Here is a 19,511-nt window from a genome sequence, read left to right as displayed (position 1 = left end):
CTCCATGCTCAGGGCTTGGCCGCCTGTTCGATGCGCTGCTCGATCGCACCGAAGATACTGTTGCCCGCGGCATCAAGCATCTCGATGCGGACCACGTCGCCGAAGGACATGAACGGCGTGCTCGGCTTGCCGTCGCGCAGGGTCTCCACCACGCGCTGCTCGGCGAAGCACGATGCACCCTTGCTGGTGTCTTCGTTGGCGATGGTGCCCGAGCCGACGATGGTGCCGGCGCCCAGCGGACGGGTCTTGGCCGCATGCGCGACCAGCTGGGCGAAGTTGAACTGCATGTCCACGCCCGCTTCCGGCGCACCGAACCACTTACCGTTGATGTGGGTCAGCAGCGGCAGGTGCACCTTGCTGTCCTGCCAGGCCGCACCCAGCTCATCCGGGGTGACGAACACCGGCGACAGCGCCGAACGCGGCTTGGACTGCAGGAAGCCGAAGCCCTTGGCCAGCTCGCCCGGGATCAGGTTGCGCAGCGAGACATCGTTGACCAGGCCGACCAGCTGGATATGGCCCGCCGCCTGCTCCGGGGTGGCGGCCATCGGCACGTCGTCGGTGATCACCACGATCTCCGCTTCCAGGTCGATGCCGTAGTCCTCGCTGACCACCTTGACCGCGTCGCGCGGGCCGTGGAAGCCGGCGCTGGTGGCCTGGTACATCAGCGGATCGGTGTAGAAGCTTTCCGGCACTTCAGCGCCACGGGCACGACGCACGCGCTCGACATGCGGCAGGTAGGCGCTGCCATCGACGAATTCATAGGCACGCGGCATCGGCGCGGCCAGTGCCTGCGGGTCAAGGTCGAACACGCCATCGGCGTCGCCGGCGTTGAGCGATTCGTACACGGCGTTCAGGCGCGGCGCGATGTGGCTCCAGTCTTCCAGGGCCTGCTGCAGGGTGGCGGCAATGCCGGTGGCGCGCACGCCGTGGCGCAGGTCACGCGAGACGACGATCAGGGTGCCGTCGCGGCCGCCTTCCTTCAAAGAACCAAGCTTCATGGGTGGGTGTCCGGAGTCGTGGGCAAACAAGTTTCAAGTGTAATCAAATCTGCGGCGGCGCCAAGCTGCAGCGCGGCATCGGCCCACCCTACCGTAGTGGGGGGTTCGGCAGGGCTTGCAGCCCTGCACCTGCTCAAGGCAACGGCAACGGCAACGTCAAAAGCGGCTCTGGCTTTCTGCTGGTTGGGCGGGGCGGTGTGGGTGGGCAGGACACGCCGTAAACCCATCCTTGGGGGCTCGATGGCGCCATCCATGGCGCCAACGGTCCTGCCCACCTACACCACCCCACCCCCGACAGGTTCCCGATGACGGATCGAACATCCACATCATTCATCGTCGAGATCCTTCAGACATCGAAATTGATCGAATGAGATCCGACAGATCGCGGAAAACCGTCGAAGGCGGGGTACGTACTTGCAGCGTCCCCTGCCACCGGACCCACCCCGCCTACCCGCAGGAACCCGGCTTCTGACGTTGTTCTGGCCTTGGCTCCGGCCTCTGCAGGTGCAGGGCGCAGCCCTGCAGAGAGCCCCTTACCTGAACAGGCCTTTTTGCGTGAAGTCTCAAACATCGTTTAGACTTACGGGGTCTGCAGCGGCCGTCCGTTTCCCTCCGGGATCGCCGGCGACCAGGGTCCGCCCTCTTCGCCCGCCCCCACTCCGACGCCGTTCGTCACGCATTCCAGCCTGCGCTTCGTGCCGGCTGCACCCAATTCTCGCAGCGCGGTTCACGGGAACGCTCCGAGTCAGCCGATCAGTTTGATCTGCCCCCGTCTGTCCGTTTGGACAGGCGTTTCTTGTACTTGGAGCAAACTCAATGTCTTTTGAATCGCTGGGCCTGGCGCCCTTCCTGCTGCGCGCGCTTGCCGAGCAGGGCTACGAAAACCCGACCCCGATCCAGCAGCAGGCGATCCCGCTGGCGCTGGCCGGTCGCGACCTGTTGGCCGGTGCACAGACCGGTACCGGCAAGACCGCCGCGTTCGGCCTGCCGTTGCTGCAGCACCTGGGCACCGCTTCGCAGGAAGTGCGCAGCGGCCCGCGCAAGCCGCGCGCGCTGATCCTGGCCCCAACCCGCGAACTGGCCACCCAGGTGCACGACAGCCTGCGCGGCTACAGCAAGTACCTGCGCATCCCCAGCGCCTGCATTTACGGCGGCGTCGGCATGGGCAACCAGCTGGACATCCTGCGCCGTGGCGTGGACCTGCTGGTGGCCTGCCCGGGCCGCCTGATCGACCACCTGGAGCGTCGCAGCATCGACCTGTCCGGCATTGAACTGCTGGTGCTGGACGAAGCCGACCGCATGCTCGACATGGGCTTCCTGCCGTCGATCAAGCGCATCCTGGCCAAGCTGCCGAAGCAGAACCGCCAGACCCTGCTGTTCTCGGCTACCTTCGAGGACAACATCCGCCAGTTGGCGCTGGAGTTCATGCGCAACCCGGAACAGATCCAGGTGACGCCGAAGAACACCGTGGCCGAGACCATCACCCACCGCGTCCACCCGGTCGACGGCAGCCGCAAGCGTGACCTGCTGCTGCACCTGCTGGCGCAGGACAGCCGCGAGCAGACCCTGGTCTTCGCCCGTACCAAGCACGGCAGCGACAAGCTGGCCACGTTCCTGGAAAAGTCCGGCATCAAGACCGCAGCGATCCACGGCAACAAGAGCCAGGGCCAGCGCCTGCGTGCACTGGGTGACTTCAAGGCCGGCCGCGTGACCGTGCTGGTGGCCACTGACATCGCCGCGCGCGGCATCGACATCAACGAGCTGCCGAAGGTGATCAACTTCGATCTGCCGATGGTGGCCGAGGACTACGTGCACCGCATCGGCCGTACCGGCCGTAACGGTGCCACCGGCCAGGCGATCTCGCTGGTGGCGCAGGACGAAGTGAAGCTGCTGCGTGCGATCACTCGCCTGCTGGGCCGCGACATGGACATCCGCGACGTGCCGGGCTTCGAGCTGCAGACGCCGATCCGCTGGGGCAACAGTGCACCGGGCAAGGCCGAGCACGATACCGGCGAGCGCGCACCGCGCAAGAGCCACGCGCGCCGTCCGCACGGCGATGCGCCGCGCCATGCACATGCCGGCCCGAAGAAGGCCGGTGGTGGCCGTCGTGAGGGCGGTGGCAATGGCCAGCAGCGTGCCGGTGCGGGTCAGGGCCAGCGTCGCGGTGGTGGTGGCAATGGTGGTGGCCGTGGCCGCGGCCAGGGCGGCAACGGCGGCAATCGCGCCGGCTGATCCCAGCTGAAATGGATGACGTCTCCCGCTGCGCGGGGGCTTATCGAGGGACGGCGCTGACGCGCCGTCCTTTTTTGTTGCTGGCTACCGGGTAATAAAGTACGCGGTGGCGGTACCGAGGGCGGATGGGCATGGGGGCAGCGCAGAACACGCTGTAAATACGTCCATGTAAGCTCGATGGCGCCCTCCATGGCGCCAACGGTTCTGCGCTGCCCCCATGCCCATCCGCTTCAAGCATTGCCTGCGCCTTCTTCTCCCGCCGGGTAGCCGGGAGAAGAAAGATCAAATTCAAAGGCAAAAGCCGAAGCCGCAGTGCCCGCTTTTGCTTTTGCTCCCGCCTTGGGTTCGATGCGTCCGCGCCCGCAGGAACCTGTCGAGGGGAGGCCGGGCGGGCTGCGCAGGACCGTGAGGCGCATGGATGCGCCGATCGAGCTTACATGGACGTATTCACAGCGTGTCCTGCGCAGCCCGCCCGGCCTCCCCCACACGCATCAATCAAGGCGCGTAAAACCTCAACCCCGCGCTTTACTCGGATTCGCCAGATTCCCGAAGAAGATCGCGTTGATCAGCAGCCGGTCCGTCCCGTGCCAGTACTTGCGGTGCGCGGGGTCATCGGCAAACAGCACAACGTTGCCCTGCCCCTGCGCCGACACCAGCAGCCATGCACTGCCCGCAACCCGCGTACGGTTGCGCTCGGACAGGTAACCATTCACCCGCGGCGGCGTATCAATACGCACCACCGTCGAGAACGGATTCGTGCTCGGCTGCAGCGTCACCGTGTTCTCCTTGTTGATCGCCAACTGCCGGCGCGGCACGCCGAACGCCAGCGGATGGCTGGTATCAACATCGGCACTGAGGATGTTGCCGCTCACCCGCTCGATCGCGGCGATGTCGCGCTGGTCGCCGAACGCACGGCGGCTTTCGTCAGCAGCGTCTTCTTCCTTGCCGAGCTTCTCGCCGTCGGCCAGCTTCTGCTCGATCGCCCACTTCGAGGCACTGCCATAGGTCACCAGTGAACCACCGGCCTGCACCCAGCGCTTCAGTGCAGCCACCGCCGTGGCATCGACACCGGTGTAGAGACCACCAGACAACACGATCGTGGTGTAGCGGTCCAGCGGCACCTTGCCCAGCTGCTGCGGGTCCAGTTTGCTGGCCGGCAGCTGCAGCTGCTGGTCGAGCAGGAACCACGCCGATCCGATTTCGGTGGCGGCCACGCCCTCGCCCATCACCAGTGCCACCGCAGGCTTGCGCAGCGCCTTGACGCCATCACTGCCGAGGTCGACGCCTTCGCGGCTGCGGCCGCTGGACAACGCATGTACCCGTACGCCGGCATCGCGTGCAGCAGCACTCACCGCATCCAGCAGCGCCGCGCCGTGCAGCGGTTGCCCGGCCACCGGAACAACGATGCTGCCAGCGGCGAAATCGGCCTCGCCCTGTGCAGTCGAAGCGGTAAATGGCTGGAACGTTGCGCGTGTGCTCAAACCTCTGGCCTGCAGCACCGCCAGCGCACGCCCGGCGTTGTAGTCGCGCCAGTCGATGACATAGGCGAAGCCGGCTTGGCCACCCAGCACTGCGCCCTGCTCCGCTGGCGGCGCGGCCACGCGGGCGCCGCCTTCGATGCGGCTGCGGCTGCCGGCGAACGCCACGCCATACGCCGGTGCAATCGCATAGCTGGTGCTGCCGTAGAACACATCACCCTTGATCGGCGGCGTCTCGGCGAAGATCGAGTGCACCAGGCGGAACTGCGCCTGCCGCACCGGCACCACGTAGGCGCTGCCGGCATCGAAGCGCTGCCCATCGACAGTGATTGCACGGTCCAGCGCGCGCACCTCGATGCGATGCAGCAGCAACAGTTCCAGCAGGCGCCGGGTCAGTGCCGGATCGTGCGCGTCGCCGAACACAAAGCTCTTCACCGGCTGCTGCGCAGCCTGCTTCAACGCGCTCTGGAAGAACTGCTTCTGCAGGTCGAACAGGCCGTTGCGTTCGGTCACCGCGCCGCGCACCGTGCCCAGACCGGTGGCGACCTGGTTGCGGATGGTGAACGGGAAGGTCAGCAGGCCATTCACCGATTCCTGCACGCGACCGCGCGAGCTGGCCTGCTCGACGGTAACGCCGACGGCGCCATGGAAGTCGGGGTAGGTGGAGCCATAGACCGGCGAGAAGTTGTCGAAGTTCTCGCCGGTGTAGTACAGCGACCCCAGCGCATCCAGCGCCTGCGCGTGGTACTTGGCCAGGGTCTTGTTGAATTCATACGACGCCGCCGGAATCAGCGGGCTGTGCATGCTCTTCGGCGAGGGCTCGAAGTAGTAGGTGCTGTCCTTGCCCATTTCGTGGAAGTCGATCTGCACGTTCGGGTACCACTGGTGGAACACTTCCACTTTCGGCCGCGAGTCCTGCTGGGTCAGGGCCAGCCAGTCGCGGTTGAGATCGGTGAAGTAGTGATTGGTGCGGCCCTGCGGGAACGGCTCGACGTGCTCCTTGTCGGCCGGGTCGGCCGAGGCCGGGTCGGAGGCCCAGGCGTTGTGCCAGTTGGCGGCGCGATCGCGGCCATCCGGGTTCTGCGCCGGGTCGAACAGCACCACCGCCTGCTGCAGCCACTGCTGGGTTTCGGCGCTGCGGTTGGCCACCAGGTAGTAAGCGGTCAGCATCGCCGCCTCGGCGCTGGAGGTCTCGTTGCCGTGCACGCTGTAGCCCAGCCACACCACCACCGGGCTGTCGCCGGCGGCGCTGCGCGGCTGCGCCGGATCGGCCAGGGTCGCGTGCTGCTGGCGGATCTGCCCCAGCCGCGCATGATTGCCTGCAGCAGTGACGGTGGCGATCAGCAGCGGACGGCCCTCGTAGCTGCGGCCGATCTCGCGCACGCTGATCTTGTCCGAGCGTTTCGCCAGTTCCTGGAAGTACGCCACCAGCTGGTCGTGCCGGGTGTAGCGGCTGCCGATCGGGTAGCCGAGGAAGTGCTCCGGCGTGGGCACCGCTGCATCGAACGCCGCTGCGTCGGTGACCTGCGGGAAGAAGTACGCGCTCTGTGCCTGCACCGGCTGCGGCGAGGACAGTGCGGTGGCGGCGGCAAGCAGCAACGGAAGAACGGCACGGCGATGCAAGGACACGGTGACTCCCCTGGAACACAACGGCAGACAGTCGCGCGGCCGGTCCCTTCAGGTGACCGGCTGCGGCGGATGGATCAGAAGCGGTAATCGAAGCCCAGCGTGAAGTAGCGGCCACGCAGGTCGTACTGGCTGAAGTCGTACGGCGCGCGGATGCCCGGGAACGAGGCGTCGTACGGCGGCGTCTTGTCGGCCAGGTTCTGCACCTTGGCGTACACGGTCAGCTTGTCGATGCCGGTGTAGGCCAGGTAGAGGTCGTACTGGCTGTAGCTGCCGACGCGCTGCTGCACGGCCTTGGCCGCGGTGCTGGCTTCCTGGCGGTAGCCGCTGGTGTAGTACCAGGTCACGGCGGCGTTGAAGTCGCCGTACTTCCAGTCCAGCGTGGTGGTGGCCTTGTCCTTGGGCAGGGTCGCGCCGAGGTTGCTGCCGGCGTAGTCCACCAGCGGGCCGCCGACCACGGTCGGACGACGGTAGTCGCGCACGTGGGTGTAGGCCGAGGACACGGTGAAGTCACCCAGCGCAGCGGTCGGGATACGCTGGCGCAGCTCGACATCGATGCCCGAAGTCTTCAGCTCGCTCAGGTTCTGGTAGCGGTTGTAGACCGCCTGCAGCTTGCCACGTTCATCGCGCTGCACGGCACCGGCGACATTGTCGTTGACCAGGGTCTGGGTGTTGTTGGTGCCGACCAGGTTGTCCAGCTGGATGCGGTAGTAGTCCACGCTCAGGTTGGTATTGGTCCACGGCGACAGCACCACGCCGAAGTTCACGCTCTTGGTGCGCTCGGGCTTCAGCTCGTTGTTGCCAACGGTGAAGAAGGTCGGGTTCTGCCGCGAGCCCGGCACGTCCGGATCACGCGGATCGACCACGCTGCCGTAGGCGATGCTGGTGCTGTTGGAGTTCTCCGACAGCGACGGTGCACGGAAGCCCTTCGAGGCCGATGCACGCACCAGCAGGAAGTCCAGCGGCTGCCAGCGCAGACCGATCTTCGGCGAGAACGCATCGCCGAAATCATCGTAGTGATCGGCACGCGCGGCGGCGGACAGCTCCAGCGTCGAGGCCAGCGGCACGTTCACTTCGGCATAGGCCGCACTGACCTGGCGCTTGCCGTGCACTTCGGCGATGGCCGGGCGCACCTGCAGGCCGGCGTCGATCTGCCACGGGTTGTTGGAATCGAGCTTCTCGCGGCGCCACTCGGCACCGGCGGCGAAGCCGATCTCGCCGGCCCAGGTGTTGCCCAGGCTGCCGGAAATCTTCGCATCGATGCCCTGCAGCTTGGATTCGGCCGGACGCAGCGTGGCGATGTTGATCGAGTCGCGCACCGACTGCGGCGTGGCCGCCGGGTTGAGCAGGTTGTAGCTGCCCGTGGCCAGCGCATCGGCCAGCGCCCAGCGGTTGGCGAAGCCGCCGGACACGCTCTCGCGTTCGCTGCTGCGCGCACCGAATGCAGCCACTTCCCAGTCCCAGTTGGCGGTGGTGCCGCGCAGGCCGAACACGCCGCGATAGGCCGTGGAGCGGTTGGTCTTTATCGTGCCGCCAAGGTCGAAGAACGTGTACTCGATCGGGATCGCACGGCCGTACGGGTTGTAAGGATTGCTGGCCGGCAGCAGCGACGACACCGGCTCGGCCAGGCCGCTGTTGGCGTTCAGTGCGAAGCGGCCGCTCTCCAGGGTGAAGAACGGGCTGCTGCCGAACCATGCGGCGCTCTTGATCTGGCTGTACAGCACTTCGCCGAACGCTTCGACGTTGTCGTTCAGGCGGAAGGTGCCGTTGGCATAGGCCTGGTAACGCTTGGTCGAGGGGATCAGCGTGGTGAACGGCGCCTGGTTGAAGCCGCAGGTGTCACCGGACAGGCCATCAATCGGCGCGCTGGCAACGCGGGTGGTGCCAGCCGGGCAGTTACCGCTGGCATCGAGCATCGGTACCGACACGCCGTTGACCAGGTAGCGCGCGCCCTTGGCCGACCAGCCGTTCCAGCGGCCACCCGGCTTGTCGGTGTAGATGCCGCTCCTGGTCAGGTTGCGTTCGTCCTGGTCCAGGCGCTCACGGTTGTACCCCTGCAGGCTGAAGAGGATGTTGTAGCCATCGGTGTCCAGATCACCCAGGCCGCCGACGAACTTCAGGTTCTGCTCGTGCAGTCCGCCCTGGTCGGCACCGCCGAAGCTGCCGCCGATCTCGGCGCCTTCGAAGTTCTGCCGGGTGATGATGTTGACCACGCCGGCCACGGCATCGGAGCCGTACACCGCCGAGGCGCCGTCCTTGAGCACTTCGATGCGCTCGACCGCAACCAGCGGCAGCGCGTTGAGATCGACAAAGGTGTCGGACAGGCCACCGGCCGGGAAACCGTAGTTGGCCAGGCGGCGGCCGTTGAGCAGCACCAGCGTGTTCTTCTGCGACAGGCCACGCAGGCCGATGCCGGCCGAGCCGGAGGCCCAGCCGTTGTTGGTGGTTTCGTTGCTGGCGTTGCCGGTGTTGGCCGAGATCGAACGCAGCACGTCGGCCACGGTGGCCTTGCCGGTCTGTTCCAGCTGCTGGCGGCCGATCACCTGCACCGGGTTGGAGGCTTCGGTATCGGTACGCTTGATGTTGGAACCGGTGACGCGCACGGCGGCCAGGGTGCTGGCTTCGCCACTGGCGTCGGCGGAGGTTTCGGCGGCGGCGGACAAAGGCGCGGCCAGAGCGACGGCCAGGGCCGCCACGAGCAAGGTGTGCTTGGGCATGACGATGTGGGGGAGGTGGAAAGGGCGACGAAGTTCCGCAGTAATCCATGCCTGGCCGGGGTCCGGCCAATAACATCTCTTCATACGGATATAAGAGAAACTATCATCTCTTCATACGGATATAAGAGAAACTATCATCTCTTCATCCGGATGGAAAGAGTTACTTCACGAAAGCCCAACATCCGCTCAGGCTGCCGAACCGCCCACGGCGTACAATCGCGCCATGGAAATCTTCAAAGTCTTCATGCTCGAGGCGGCGCACCGCCTCCCCAACGTGCCGCCGGGGCACAAGTGCGCGCGCCTGCACGGCCACTCGTTCCGGGTGGAACTGAAGGTCGAGGGCGAGCCAGGTGCGCAGACCGGCTGGATCATGGACTTCGGCGACGTGAAGGCGGCCTTCCAGCCGATCTACGACCGCCTGGACCATCACTACCTCAATGACATCCCCGGCCTGGAGAATCCGACCAGCGAGAACCTGGCGGTGTGGATCTGGAACGAGCTCAAGCCCAGCCTGCCAGCGCTGAGCGAGATCACCGTGCACGAAACCTGCACGTCGGGCTGCCGCTACCGCGGCCCCGAGATCTGATCAACCCATTGATCTGAAAGGTTTTTCAAAGGCGCCTTGGGCGCCTTTGTTATTTTTGTTGCAATGCGGCATCAAGGGCGTATGCTGCAATGCATCAAGCCACTTCATGATGCCCCATGGCCGCCGCCTTCAGCGATCGCTTCAGTGATGCCACCCGCCAGCTCGCCGCCGCGGCAACGCGCGCGAACCGGTTGGCGTTGGAGAACGCGGAAAGCATGTTCGGCGTACAGCTGAAGGTGATGGAGCGCAACCTGACCGCGACCAGCGGTTGGCTGGGCGAACTGGCCCGCAGTGAAGACGCGGCCGGTACGCTCTCCACGGGCGCGCAACTGTGGCAGGACAACCTGCAGCGGCTGGGTCAGGCCCAGCAGGACATGGTCGGGCTCGGCCTGCAGGCCAGCAAGGCCTGGTCCGAACTGGCACAGGGCTACAACGAATCAACGGCGGACGCGAACAACCACTGACGCGACGCAACGCTCATTGCGTGGGTCCCTCCCCCCACGCAATCCGGACCCGGCAGATCCCTCCCTCTGCCGGGTCTTTTTTTGCCCGTTGTCTGGATTGAAGAGCGCTTCCTCGTCTGGACTCCCTGCAAACTGATGGGCCCCGCCGGGGCAGGCAGGGGCCTGGGCAAATGTCCCCCGGCGCCGGCCGTTGGCCGTCACCTCCTCCTTTACTTTGCCCAAACCCCTACCCACCCCGACGAGGCTCGGCTTGCGGTGGGTAAGGCTGCGAGCAATCTGCCTTCAATGAGGCGCCGATAGATTTCGAGCGCAGGGCGGATGCCCTTGCGTACGAAGTAAAGGGGGAGGCGACGGCCAACGGCCGGCGCCGGAGGACATTCGTACGCAAGGGCATCCGCCCTGCGCCACGCAGAATGAATCCGCCACACGCCAAGCTGAAACGGCTCAACGCCCGCGACCACCGTGCCAGTGCTGGTGCCACGCCTGGAACATCAGCACGTTCCACAGGTGCGTGTGCCACTTGCGCTCGCCGCGCAGGAACGCTTCCCAGATACCGCGCACGCGCGCCGCATCGAAGCAGCCCTGGTTGCGCAGCAGCTGCGGATCCAGCAGCGCCTCCGCCCAATCGCGCAGCGGGCCTGCCAACCAACGTGCCATCGGCGGACCGAAACCGCGCTTGGGGCGGTACACCAGCGGCTCGGGCAGGTAGCGTGCCAGCAGGTGCTTGAGAATCCGCTTGTGCTCGCCGTCGTGGTACTTCAGATGCTGCGGCAGGCGCCAGGCCAAGCGCACCACCTCCATGTCCAGCAGCGGCGCACGCGTTTCAACGCCCGCTGCCATGCCGGCACGATCGACCTTGGCGAGAATGCCCTCGGCCAGGTCCATGCGGAAATCCAGCAGCTGGATACGCGCCTCTGCCGGCAGCGCAGTGTCCTGCTGCTGGAAGATCGTGATCGGTTCGCGCGCGCCCAGCACCACCTGCGCCGGCTGGCGCCAGCGGGTGACCCGCTGCAGGTAATGCCCTTCCACATCGTTGGCAGCGACCTCGGCCACCAGCGCACGCCAACCGCCGAGGCGGCCACGCTCCACGTTCATGCGGTTGCCGCTGCGCCGCGCCAGGTCGCGCACCCAGTCCGGCAGGCCACCGCACAGGCGTGCATTGCGCAGCGCGCGGCCGTAGCTGGGGTGGCCGAAGAACAGTTCGTCGCCGCCGTCACCGGTCAGCGCCACCGGCTTGCGCGCACCCAACAGTTCACTGGCCAGCAGGGTCGGCAGCTGCGAGGCATCGGCGAACGGCTCGCACCAGACCTGCGGCAGGCGCTGCAGCAGGTCCAGGCCCTGCCGCGCATCCATCCGGTGCAGATGATGCTGCACGCCCAGATGGCGCGCGACCTGCGAGGCCCAATCGCTTTCGTCATGGCCGGGATCGTCAAAACCGACCGTCCACGCCTCGATCGGCAAGGTCGATTGGGCCTGCATCATCGCCGTCACCAGCGACGAGTCGGTGCCGCCGGACAGGAACGCACCGCAGGCCAGCGGCGAATGCATGCGTGAAGCGATGGCCTTCTGCAGTACGGCTTCCAGCTGGTCTGTCGCCTGTTCCAGGCTCGGCGTCGGTTGCAGCGGCTCCTGCAGTGCGCTCTGCATCGCGTCGCGCGCGCACCAGTAGCGCGAACCACCCTGCGCCGCCTGGCTGGAACCACCCGCCGCGTGATCGCTGAGGTCGACGCGCAGCACCGCGCCGGCCACCAGCTTGTGGATGCCCCGGTAGATGGTGTGCGGCGCCGGCACATAGTCGTGGCGCAGCAGCAGGCTCAGCGCATCCTGGTCGATGCTCGGCGCGAAGCCGGCGAAGGCCTGCAGCGCCTTCATTTCCGAGGCGAACAGGAACTGGCCCTGGAACCAGCCGTAGTACAGCGGCCGCTCACCGACCGGATCACGCGCCAACCACAACGCACGCGACTCACGGTCCCATACGCTGAAACCGAAGGCGCCTTCGATACGCGACAGCGCGCGCTCCACGCCCCATTCAACGATCGCCTGCAGCAGCAGCCGGGCATCGCTGCAACTGCGCGGCAGATCGCGCAGCTGCGCCTGCAGGTCGCCACGGTTGTACAGCCGGCCGTCCAGGCACAGCACGTAACGGCCGCAGTCCGAGCTCAGCGGCTGCAACGGCGTATCGGTGGGTGCCCGGCAGTGGCCCAGCGCGAGGCCGGCCTCGGCGTCGGTCCAGTAGCCGATGCGGCCGCGGCCGCGCTGCTGCAGCGCGCGCAGCATCGGCGCCAGCTGCTGCAGCAGCTGTTCGTCCTCGGCGGGTTGCAGCCAGGCGCCGACCACGCCGCTCATCGGGCACCTCCGCAGCGGAAGCGGCGGGACGGGTTCAGCAGGCGGGGGGCGGCGGGCGACATGGGAACGGCACGCGGAGCGGAGGAGACTCCATGCTCGGCGCCGCACCTGCCCCGCGTCAGTCGCTTTGCTGTCAGCGATGGTCACCAGACGTATCACGAAGGTAACGTTTTGTAACGGCAACAAGCTATGCTGGACGCCAAGTTGTTGCCAGGCCTGAGGCCCGGCCCGCGCGCCAGCAACCCCGGCTGAATGGCGCCCGCCCCCTGGACCCGGGTGGCCCGAAGGCTGGGATAGCATCGCCGCGCTCGTGCCGTGGCGGTACGTATGCCCCACGGAGGCCTTGAAAATGCTGGATATCGTACTGGTCGAAGACGATGCCCGCCTGGGTACGATGGTCAGCGACTATCTGCAGCGGCATGGCTACCAGGTGGCCCATGAGCGCAGTGGTGAGCGCGCGGTAGCCCGGATCCTGGCCGAGAAGCCGGCCCTGGTCCTGCTCGATGTCGGCCTGCCCGACCAGGATGGTTTCGAAGTGTGTCGGCAGATCCGGCCCCACTATGACGGCATCATCTGTGTGCTGACCGCCCGCACCGACAACATCGACCAGGTGCTGGGACTGGAGCTGGGGGCCGACGATTACATCGGCAAACCCATCGAACCGCGGGTGCTGCTGGCCCGCCTGCGTGCGCACCTGCGCCGCCATCGCCGGGTCGAACCGCGCGACGGCAGCCTGCGCTTCGGCGAGCTGAACATCGACCCGTCCACCCGCAATGTGCACCTGCAGGGCGGCCTGCTGGAGCTGACCACGGCCGAGTTCGACCTGCTGTTCCTGCTGGCCAGCAACGCCGGCCAGATCCTGGACCGCGATGCACTGCTGCGCGGCCTGCGTGGCATCGCCTTTGATGGCCTGGACCGTTCGATCGATGCACGCATCTCGCGCCTGCGCCGCAAGCTGGGCGACAACCCTGAACAACCGGAGCGGATCAAGACCGTGCGTGGACGCGGCTACCTGTTCAGCCGCTCGGCATGGGGATGAAGCGCACGCCTTCGGCCATGCGCGGCCACGCCTTCCACTTCCTGCGCTACGGCATCGGCTTCCTGGTCGCCCACCTGCTGCTGATCGTGCTTGGCCTGTGGGCTTGGGATGCGCTGCTGGAAGACCGCACCGAAGCCAGCCTGCTGGCCGAGATGCGTGGCACCCATGCGCTGCTGCAGCAGCGCTTCGCGGAAACACCGCGCGAGCAATGGCCGGCGCTGGCACGCGGGCTCGACGCCGACTTCGCCTATGCCCTGCAGATGGTGCCGCTTGCCGAGGCGGAAAAAGAGCTGTCGGCCAGCCAGCGACCGCCGCTCAACAACGGCCGGGTGCAGATCGACCTCGAACACATGCGCAGCCTGCAGCGGATCGGTGACAGCGACTATGCCGTGATGCTGGGGCCACTGGATGAAGCGCTGCCGGAGGAAGGCTGGCAGGACAGCGAAGTGTCCGGCGTGGCGATCCTGCTGCTGATCCTGATGGTGGCCGTGGCGCTGCCGATGTACGTGATGGTCTACCGCCTGTGGCGCGACGTCTCGCAGCTGGCCCAGGCCGCCCGGCAGATGCGCGATGGCCAGCTGGACACGCGCGCGCCGCGCGCCGGTACCGCGCTGGTGCGGCCGCTGGCCAATGCCTTCAACCACATGGCCGAGCAGCTGCAGCAGCTGCTGGAGAGCCAGCGCGTACTGGCCCAGGCGGTGGCGCACGAAGTCCGCACGCCGTTGGCGCGGATGCGCTTCGGCCTGGCCGACCTGGAAGACACCGCGCTGGACGAGATCCAGCGTGATGCCCTGGGCGGCCTGCGCACCGATGTCGATCGGCTGCAGCACCTCACCGATGCCGGTGTCGAGTACGCCGCGCTCGGCCGCTGTCACCAGCTGACCCGCCAGCGCCTGCAGCTGGCGGCACTGGTACGTGGCGTGGTGGCCCAGTTCGCGCCGTTGCCGATGCCGGTGCAGCAGGCGCTGTCGCCGGCGGGGCTGGTCAACGTCAACCGGCACATGCTGGAACTGGCGTTGCGCAACCTGCTCGGCAATGCCCTGCGCTACGCGCGGCGGCAGATCCGCATCGCCAGCACCGTCAACGACGGCTGGCTGTGCCTGCAGGTGGAGGACGACGGCCCCGGCATTGCGCCCGAACTGCGCGGCCAGGTGCTGCAACCCTATGTGCGGCTGGATCCGGGCAGCCCCGGTTTCGGCCTCGGCCTGGCGCTGGTGCAGGTGGTGGCCGACAAGCATGGCGGCCACGTCGAGGTGACCGATTCGGAGTTGGGCGGTGCCTGCATCCGCCTGCACCTGCCGCTGGAAAGCGGTGGTGCCGTGGAGGGCGAGACGACCTGCTAGACCGCCGGTTCCGCGCGTGGCAAGGCAAACACGAACAGCGCGCCCTGCTCGCTGTCGCGCAGTTCGATCCGGCGCCCATGTAGCTGCACGATGCGCTGCACGATCAACAGGCCGAGGCCACCGTTGTCACCGCGTCGTGCGCCCAGCGCGGCCGGCGCCTGGAACAGCTGCGCACGCAGCGCGGGGGCTACGCCGGGGCCGTCGTCGGCAACAGTCACCTCAACGCTGTCCGGCGTCGCGCGCAGGCACACCTCGATCCGGCCACCCTCCGGCGCATGCCGCAACGCGTTGTCGAGCAGGTTGGTCAGCACCCGCTCGACCAGGCCCAAGTCGGCGCGCACCAGTGGCAGGCCCGGCGGGAACCCGGCGTGCAGGCGCTGGTTGCGCGCCTGCGCGGCCAGCTCGAACTTCTGCAGTACGTCCTGCAGCAGTTCCGGCAGCGCGAACACCTCCCACTCCAGGCGCACTTCGCCATGTTCCAGCCGCGCCAGCTCAAACAGCGCACGCGCCAGCCGGCCAACCTTGGCGCTCTGCGCCAGCGCGATACCGAGGTAGCGGCGGCGCTCATCCGGCGACAGTGCGGCGTCCTTCAATGCCAGCGTTTCCAGGTAGCCGTGCAGTGACGACAACGGCGTACGCAGGTCGTGCGAGATGTTGGCGACCAGCTCGCGGCGCTGCAGGTCCTGCTGGCGCAGCTGCTGCCACTGCTCACCCAGCCGCTGCGCCATCTGTGCGTGCGCGTGTTCGAGGATCACCAGTTCGTCGCGCTCGCCGGGGCGCAGCGGCTCCGGCGGCGGTAGCGGCGTCGGTGCGTCGATGTCGAACGCCTGGATGCGGCGGGTCAGCCGCCGCAGTGGGCGGGTCACCCAGTAGAACGCCACCAGCCCGGCCAGCAGGCCGAGCCCCCCCACCAGCACTACTGACCATAGCGTGGTGTTCCACTGGCTGCCGGCGGCGAGATCGTCGGCCAGCATCTGCCGGTGCTCGCCGACCAGCACCACGTACACATAGCCGGCCTGGCGGCCCTGCACGATCAGCGGTGCTGCACTGAACACCTTGCGGCCATCCGCGCTGCGCGGGTCATCGCCGAGGATCGGCAACGGCGCACCGGCCAGCAGGCGACGCAGCGGCGCCACGTCCACCCGGTTGCGCACCAGATGCCCACTGGGTGCATCGTGGCCAAGGATGCGACCCTGGTCGTCCAGCAGGTAGACCTCGACGCTGGGATTGACCGCCATCAGCTGACCGAACAGCGCGCGCACCGCGGCATCGCGCATGCCGCTGGTATCCATCAGCTCGCTGCGCTGGGCGATGTGCTCGGCCAGGCCCAGCGACAGCCGCTGCACCACCTCCTGCTCGTGGCGGGTATTGGCACGCATCTGCAGTGCCAGCAGCGCCATGCAGCACATCAGCATCAGCGCGGCGATCACCGCCGCCAGCTTCTGCCACAGGTTCGGCTTGATCATGCCGCCGCCCCGGCCGGGTCGACCAGCTTGTAGCCACGGCCCCACACCGTCAGCAGCCGCCGTGGATTGGCCGGGTCCGGCTCGATCTTGCTGCGCAGGCGGTTGATGTGGGTGTTGACCGTGTGTTCGTAGCCGTCGTGCTGGTAGCCCCAGACCTGGTTGAGCAGCTCCATGCGCGCGAACACCTGGTCCGGATGACGGGCGAAGAACAACAGCAGGTCAAACTCGCGCGGCGTCAGCTCAAGCGTATTGCCATCCACCGAGGCGGTACGCGCAACCGGATCCAGCTGCAAGCCGCCCAGTTCGATCGCGCCGGCATCGATGCGGGCACTCTGCGCCATCGCCTCGGCCCGGCGCAGCAGCGCACGCACGCGGGCCACCAGTTCCGGCATCGAGAAGGGCTTTGCCAGGTAGTCATCCGCACCCAGTTCCAGGCCAACGATGCGCTGCGTTTCGCTGCCACGCGCACTGATGATGATGATCGGCACATAACGCGCCATCGCGCGTGCACGCTGGCAGACCTGCAGGCCGTCCACGCCGGGCAGCATCACGTCCAGCACCAGCGCATCCCACGGGCCGTCCTGCTCTAGCAGGCGCAGGCCGGCGTCACCGCTGGCGGCGTGGGCGACGTCGTAACCCTCATCGCCCAGGTGCATGCGCAGCAGGTCGGCGATGTGGGCATCGTCTTCAACGATCAGCACGCGTTTGGTGGACATCGGCAGCTCGGGGCCAGTGGGAAGGCTGTCCACATTGTGGCGCGGGACGGCCGCCGATACCTCACGAAAAATTGAATCCTGCGTGAGGATTCGTTGACCCGGGCGGGCGCAGCATGGCCCCGTCGCCCCTTCCCGGAGTCCGCCATGTCCCTGTCCCGCCGCCATCTGCTGGGCCTGGGCGGTGTTGCCACCGCCGCCGGCCTGCTCGGCCTGGGGGCCTGCAGCCGCGCGGCCCCGGCCGCCGCTGAAGCGCGCCCGCCGCGACAGTTCGAAGTCATGCACAGCGATGCGCAGTGGCGCCAGCAGCTGACCCCGGCGCAGTACGCGGTGCTGCGCCAGCAGGCCACCGAGCGCCCGTACAGCAGCCCGCTCAACAAGGAACACCGGCAGGGCACTTTCGCCTGCGCCGGCTGTGCACTGCCGCTGTTCTCCTCCTCCACCAAGTTCGAGAGCGGCACCGGCTGGCCCAGCTTCTGGGCGCCGCTGCACAACGCCATCGGCGAAGACCGCGACGTCACCTTCGGGATGCTGCGGGTGGAGGTGCATTGCCGCCGCTGTGGCGGCCACCTCGGCCATGTGTTCAACGATGGTCCGCGCCCGACCGGGCTGCGCTACTGCATGAACGGTGCGGCGATGGTGTTCGTTCCCGGCGCCACGGATGGCACCGCCGACGGCTGGCGGGTGCCGGTCGGTTCTTCCCCTGTTTCCGGAGCCTGACGATGCTGCTGTTGCTGCTTGCCTACCTCGGGGGCGCGCTGACCCTGCTCAGCCCCTGCATCCTGCCGGTGCTGCCGTTCGTGTTCGCGCGTGCCGACCGTCCGTTCCTGCGCAGCACGCTACCGCTGCTGCTGGGCATGGCACTGACCTTCACCGTGGTCGCCAGCCTGGCCGCGGTGGGCAGCCAATGGGTGGCCCAGGCCAACCAGGTTGGACGCTGGATCGCCCTGCTGCTGATGGCGTTGTTCGCAGCCGCCCTGCTATGGCCACGACTGGCCGACCATCTGCTGGCGCCGTTCCAGCGCGTGGGTGCCCGCCTGAGCGCGCGTGCCGATGCGGCGGATGCTGCGGGGCACGGCGGCGCGTGGACCTCGCTGCTGATCGGCATCGCCACCGGCCTGCTGTGGGCACCGTGCGCCGGGCCAATCCTCGGCCTGGTGCTGACCGGTGCTGCCCTGCATGGCGCCAGCGTCGGTACCAGTGCGCTCCTGCTGGCCTATGCGCTGGGTGCAATCACCGCACTGGCGCTGGCGGTGTGGGTGGGCGGCCGCGTGTTCCGTGCGCTGCAGGCGCGGCTTGGCCTCGGCGACGCACTGCGCAAGGTGCTGGGCGTAGCCGCGCTGCTGGCGGTGGTGGCGATCGGTCTGGGCTGGGATACCGGCCTGCTCACCCGTCTTTCGACGGTCAGCACCGCACGCATCGAGCAGGGCCTGCTGGATGCGGTACCCGGCGCGCAGCCGGCGGCACCGCCGATGATGATGATGGCCGGTGCCAACGCCGCAGCCGATGCACCGCTGCCGGTGGAAGGCACCCTACCCGCGCTGGACGGCGCCACCGGCTGGCTCAACAGCCCACCGCTGGCGACCCAGCAGCTGCGCGGCAAGGTGGTGCTGGTCGATTTCTGGACGTACTCCTGCATCAACTGCCTGCGCGCGATGCCGTTCGTGCACGAATGGGAACGCCGCTACCGTGACCACGGCCTGGTGGTGGTCGGCGTGCACACGCCGGAGTTCGCCTTCGAACGTGACCCGCGCAATGTGATGAAGGCCGTGCAGCAACTCAAGGTCGAGTACCCGGTGGCGCTCGACAACCAGTACACGATCTGGCGCGCGTTCAACAACCGCTACTGGCCGGCGCAGTACTTCGTCGACGCGCAGGGCAACATCCGCGGCCACCAGTTCGGCGAGGGCAACTACGCGCGCTCGGAACAGATGATCCGTCGCCTGCTGACCGAAGCGGGCCAGACCCATCTGCCGCCACCGGCTGATCCCGCTGCCGCTGATCTGAAGGGTGTGGCTGCGCAGGCCGACATGGGCAATCTGCGCTCGCCGGAAACCTATCTGGGCCACGCCCGCGCCGAGCAGTTCGCCTCGCCCGGCGGGCAACGCAGTGATGCCGCGTTCGACTACACCTTGCCGGCCACCCTCGCGTTGAACCAGTGGGGACTGTCCGGGCGCTGGACCGTCACCGACGAAGCGGCACAGCTGCAGCAGGCCGGTGGACGCATCGCCTTCCAGTTCCATGCGCGCGACCTGCACCTGGTGCTGGCGCCGGCCCAGGAAGGAAAGCCGGTGCGCTTCCGCGTGTTGTTGGACGGCAAGCCACTGCCTGCCGCCGATGCCGGCAGCGATGTCGGTGCCGATGGCAGCGGTGTGGTCGACGAGCACCGCCTGTACCAGCTGATCCGCCAGCGCGGCACGGTCGGCCCGCATCGCTTCGAGATCGAGTTCCTCGACTCGGGTGTGCAGGCCTATGCCTTCACCTTCGGTTGAACCGGGAGCAC

Annotated in this window: 14 protein-coding genes; 7 read left to right on the top strand and 7 right to left on the bottom strand. The window is 67.4% G+C overall.

Annotated elements, in window-relative coordinates; all coding sequences use genetic code 11:
• Positions 1 to 8: 8 nt before the first annotated feature.
• Entirely contained in the window at positions 9 to 998 is a 990-nt protein-coding gene (locus AC13FN_RS08470) for a fumarylacetoacetate hydrolase family protein (protein WP_478413272.1), read from the bottom strand.
• An 816-nt stretch (positions 999 to 1,814) separates the two neighbouring features.
• On the opposite strand from AC13FN_RS08470, the gene AC13FN_RS08465 reads away from it, so the two are divergent.
• On the top strand, positions 1,815 to 3,230 hold the full coding sequence (locus tag AC13FN_RS08465; RefSeq protein WP_401741930.1) for a DEAD/DEAH box helicase: 1,416 nt from the start codon (positions 1,815 to 1,817) through the stop codon (positions 3,228 to 3,230).
• 230 nt (positions 3,231 to 3,460) lie between these two features.
• Here AC13FN_RS08465 and AC13FN_RS08460 read toward each other — a convergent pair whose 3' ends face one another.
• From AC13FN_RS08460 to AC13FN_RS08450, 3 genes are all read right to left on the bottom strand, one after another.
• Entirely contained in the window at positions 3,461 to 3,646 is a 186-nt protein-coding gene (locus AC13FN_RS08460; protein ID WP_312391807.1) for a hypothetical protein, read from the bottom strand.
• Positions 3,647 to 3,742: 96 nt separating this feature from the next.
• The gene (locus AC13FN_RS08455) at positions 3,743 to 6,337 is read right to left on the bottom strand and encodes a M14 family zinc carboxypeptidase (RefSeq protein WP_482984651.1); all 2,595 of its coding nucleotides are present in this window, start codon (positions 6,335 to 6,337) and stop codon (positions 3,743 to 3,745) included.
• A gap of 74 nt (positions 6,338 to 6,411) precedes the next feature.
• Positions 6,412 to 9,051: a TonB-dependent receptor plug domain-containing protein gene (locus AC13FN_RS08450; RefSeq protein ID WP_482984652.1), complete on the bottom strand. Its 2,640-nt coding sequence runs from the start codon at positions 9,049 to 9,051 to the stop codon at positions 6,412 to 6,414.
• A 223-nt stretch (positions 9,052 to 9,274) separates the two neighbouring features.
• On the opposite strand from AC13FN_RS08450, the gene queD reads away from it, so the two are divergent.
• Both queD and AC13FN_RS08440 read left to right on the top strand, forming a co-directional pair.
• Positions 9,275 to 9,637 (top strand): 6-carboxytetrahydropterin synthase QueD, encoded by a 363-nt coding sequence (gene queD / locus AC13FN_RS08445; protein WP_010484089.1) that lies wholly within the window; start codon positions 9,275 to 9,277, stop codon positions 9,635 to 9,637.
• 116 nt (positions 9,638 to 9,753) lie between these two features.
• On the top strand, positions 9,754 to 10,101 hold the full coding sequence (locus AC13FN_RS08440; RefSeq protein ID WP_482984653.1) for a phasin family protein: 348 nt from the start codon (positions 9,754 to 9,756) through the stop codon (positions 10,099 to 10,101).
• A 444-nt stretch (positions 10,102 to 10,545) separates the two neighbouring features.
• Here the strand turns inward: AC13FN_RS08440 and asnB are convergent, their stop codons facing one another.
• Positions 10,546 to 12,447 (bottom strand): asparagine synthase (glutamine-hydrolyzing), encoded by a 1,902-nt coding sequence (gene asnB, locus AC13FN_RS08435; protein ID WP_482984654.1) that lies wholly within the window; start codon positions 12,445 to 12,447, stop codon positions 10,546 to 10,548.
• Positions 12,448 to 12,796: 349 nt separating this feature from the next.
• On the opposite strand from asnB, the gene AC13FN_RS08430 reads away from it, so the two are divergent.
• Positions 12,797 to 13,486 carry a winged helix-turn-helix domain-containing protein gene (locus tag AC13FN_RS08430; protein ID WP_010484092.1) on the top strand — a complete coding sequence of 230 codons (690 nt, stop codon included), beginning with the start codon at positions 12,797 to 12,799 and terminating at the stop codon, positions 13,484 to 13,486.
• A complete protein-coding gene (locus AC13FN_RS08425; RefSeq protein WP_197646684.1) occupies positions 13,483 to 14,829 on the top strand; it encodes an ATP-binding protein in 1,347 nt (448 codons plus the stop codon). Before AC13FN_RS08430 ends, AC13FN_RS08425 begins: the two co-directional genes overlap by 4 nt.
• On the opposite strand, the gene AC13FN_RS08420 is transcribed toward AC13FN_RS08425, so the two are convergent.
• Both AC13FN_RS08420 and AC13FN_RS08415 read right to left on the bottom strand, forming a co-directional pair.
• Positions 14,826 to 16,295 carry a sensor histidine kinase gene (locus AC13FN_RS08420; protein ID WP_049435143.1) on the bottom strand — a complete coding sequence of 490 codons (1,470 nt, stop codon included), beginning with the start codon at positions 16,293 to 16,295 and terminating at the stop codon, positions 14,826 to 14,828. The genes AC13FN_RS08425 and AC13FN_RS08420 overlap by 4 nt on opposite strands.
• Positions 16,292 to 17,011, bottom strand: coding sequence for a response regulator transcription factor (locus AC13FN_RS08415; RefSeq protein WP_014645826.1), 720 nt, complete (start codon positions 17,009 to 17,011; stop codon positions 16,292 to 16,294). The genes AC13FN_RS08420 and AC13FN_RS08415 overlap by 4 nt, the downstream gene beginning before the upstream one ends.
• A gap of 144 nt (positions 17,012 to 17,155) precedes the next feature.
• Here AC13FN_RS08415 and msrB point away from each other — a divergent pair, with 144 nt between their 5' ends.
• Both msrB and AC13FN_RS08405 read left to right on the top strand, forming a co-directional pair.
• Positions 17,156 to 17,728 (top strand): peptide-methionine (R)-S-oxide reductase MsrB, encoded by a 573-nt coding sequence (gene msrB / locus AC13FN_RS08410; RefSeq protein WP_049444889.1) that lies wholly within the window; start codon positions 17,156 to 17,158, stop codon positions 17,726 to 17,728.
• Between the two features lie 2 nt (positions 17,729 to 17,730).
• A complete protein-coding gene (locus AC13FN_RS08405; RefSeq protein ID WP_482984655.1) occupies positions 17,731 to 19,500 on the top strand; it encodes a cytochrome c biogenesis protein DipZ in 1,770 nt (589 codons plus the stop codon).
• Positions 19,501 to 19,511: the final 11 nt, after the last annotated feature.

The organism is Stenotrophomonas sp. 115C5, from assembly GCF_056861055.1.
This window is presented reverse-complemented; position numbering and strand designations above follow the sequence as displayed.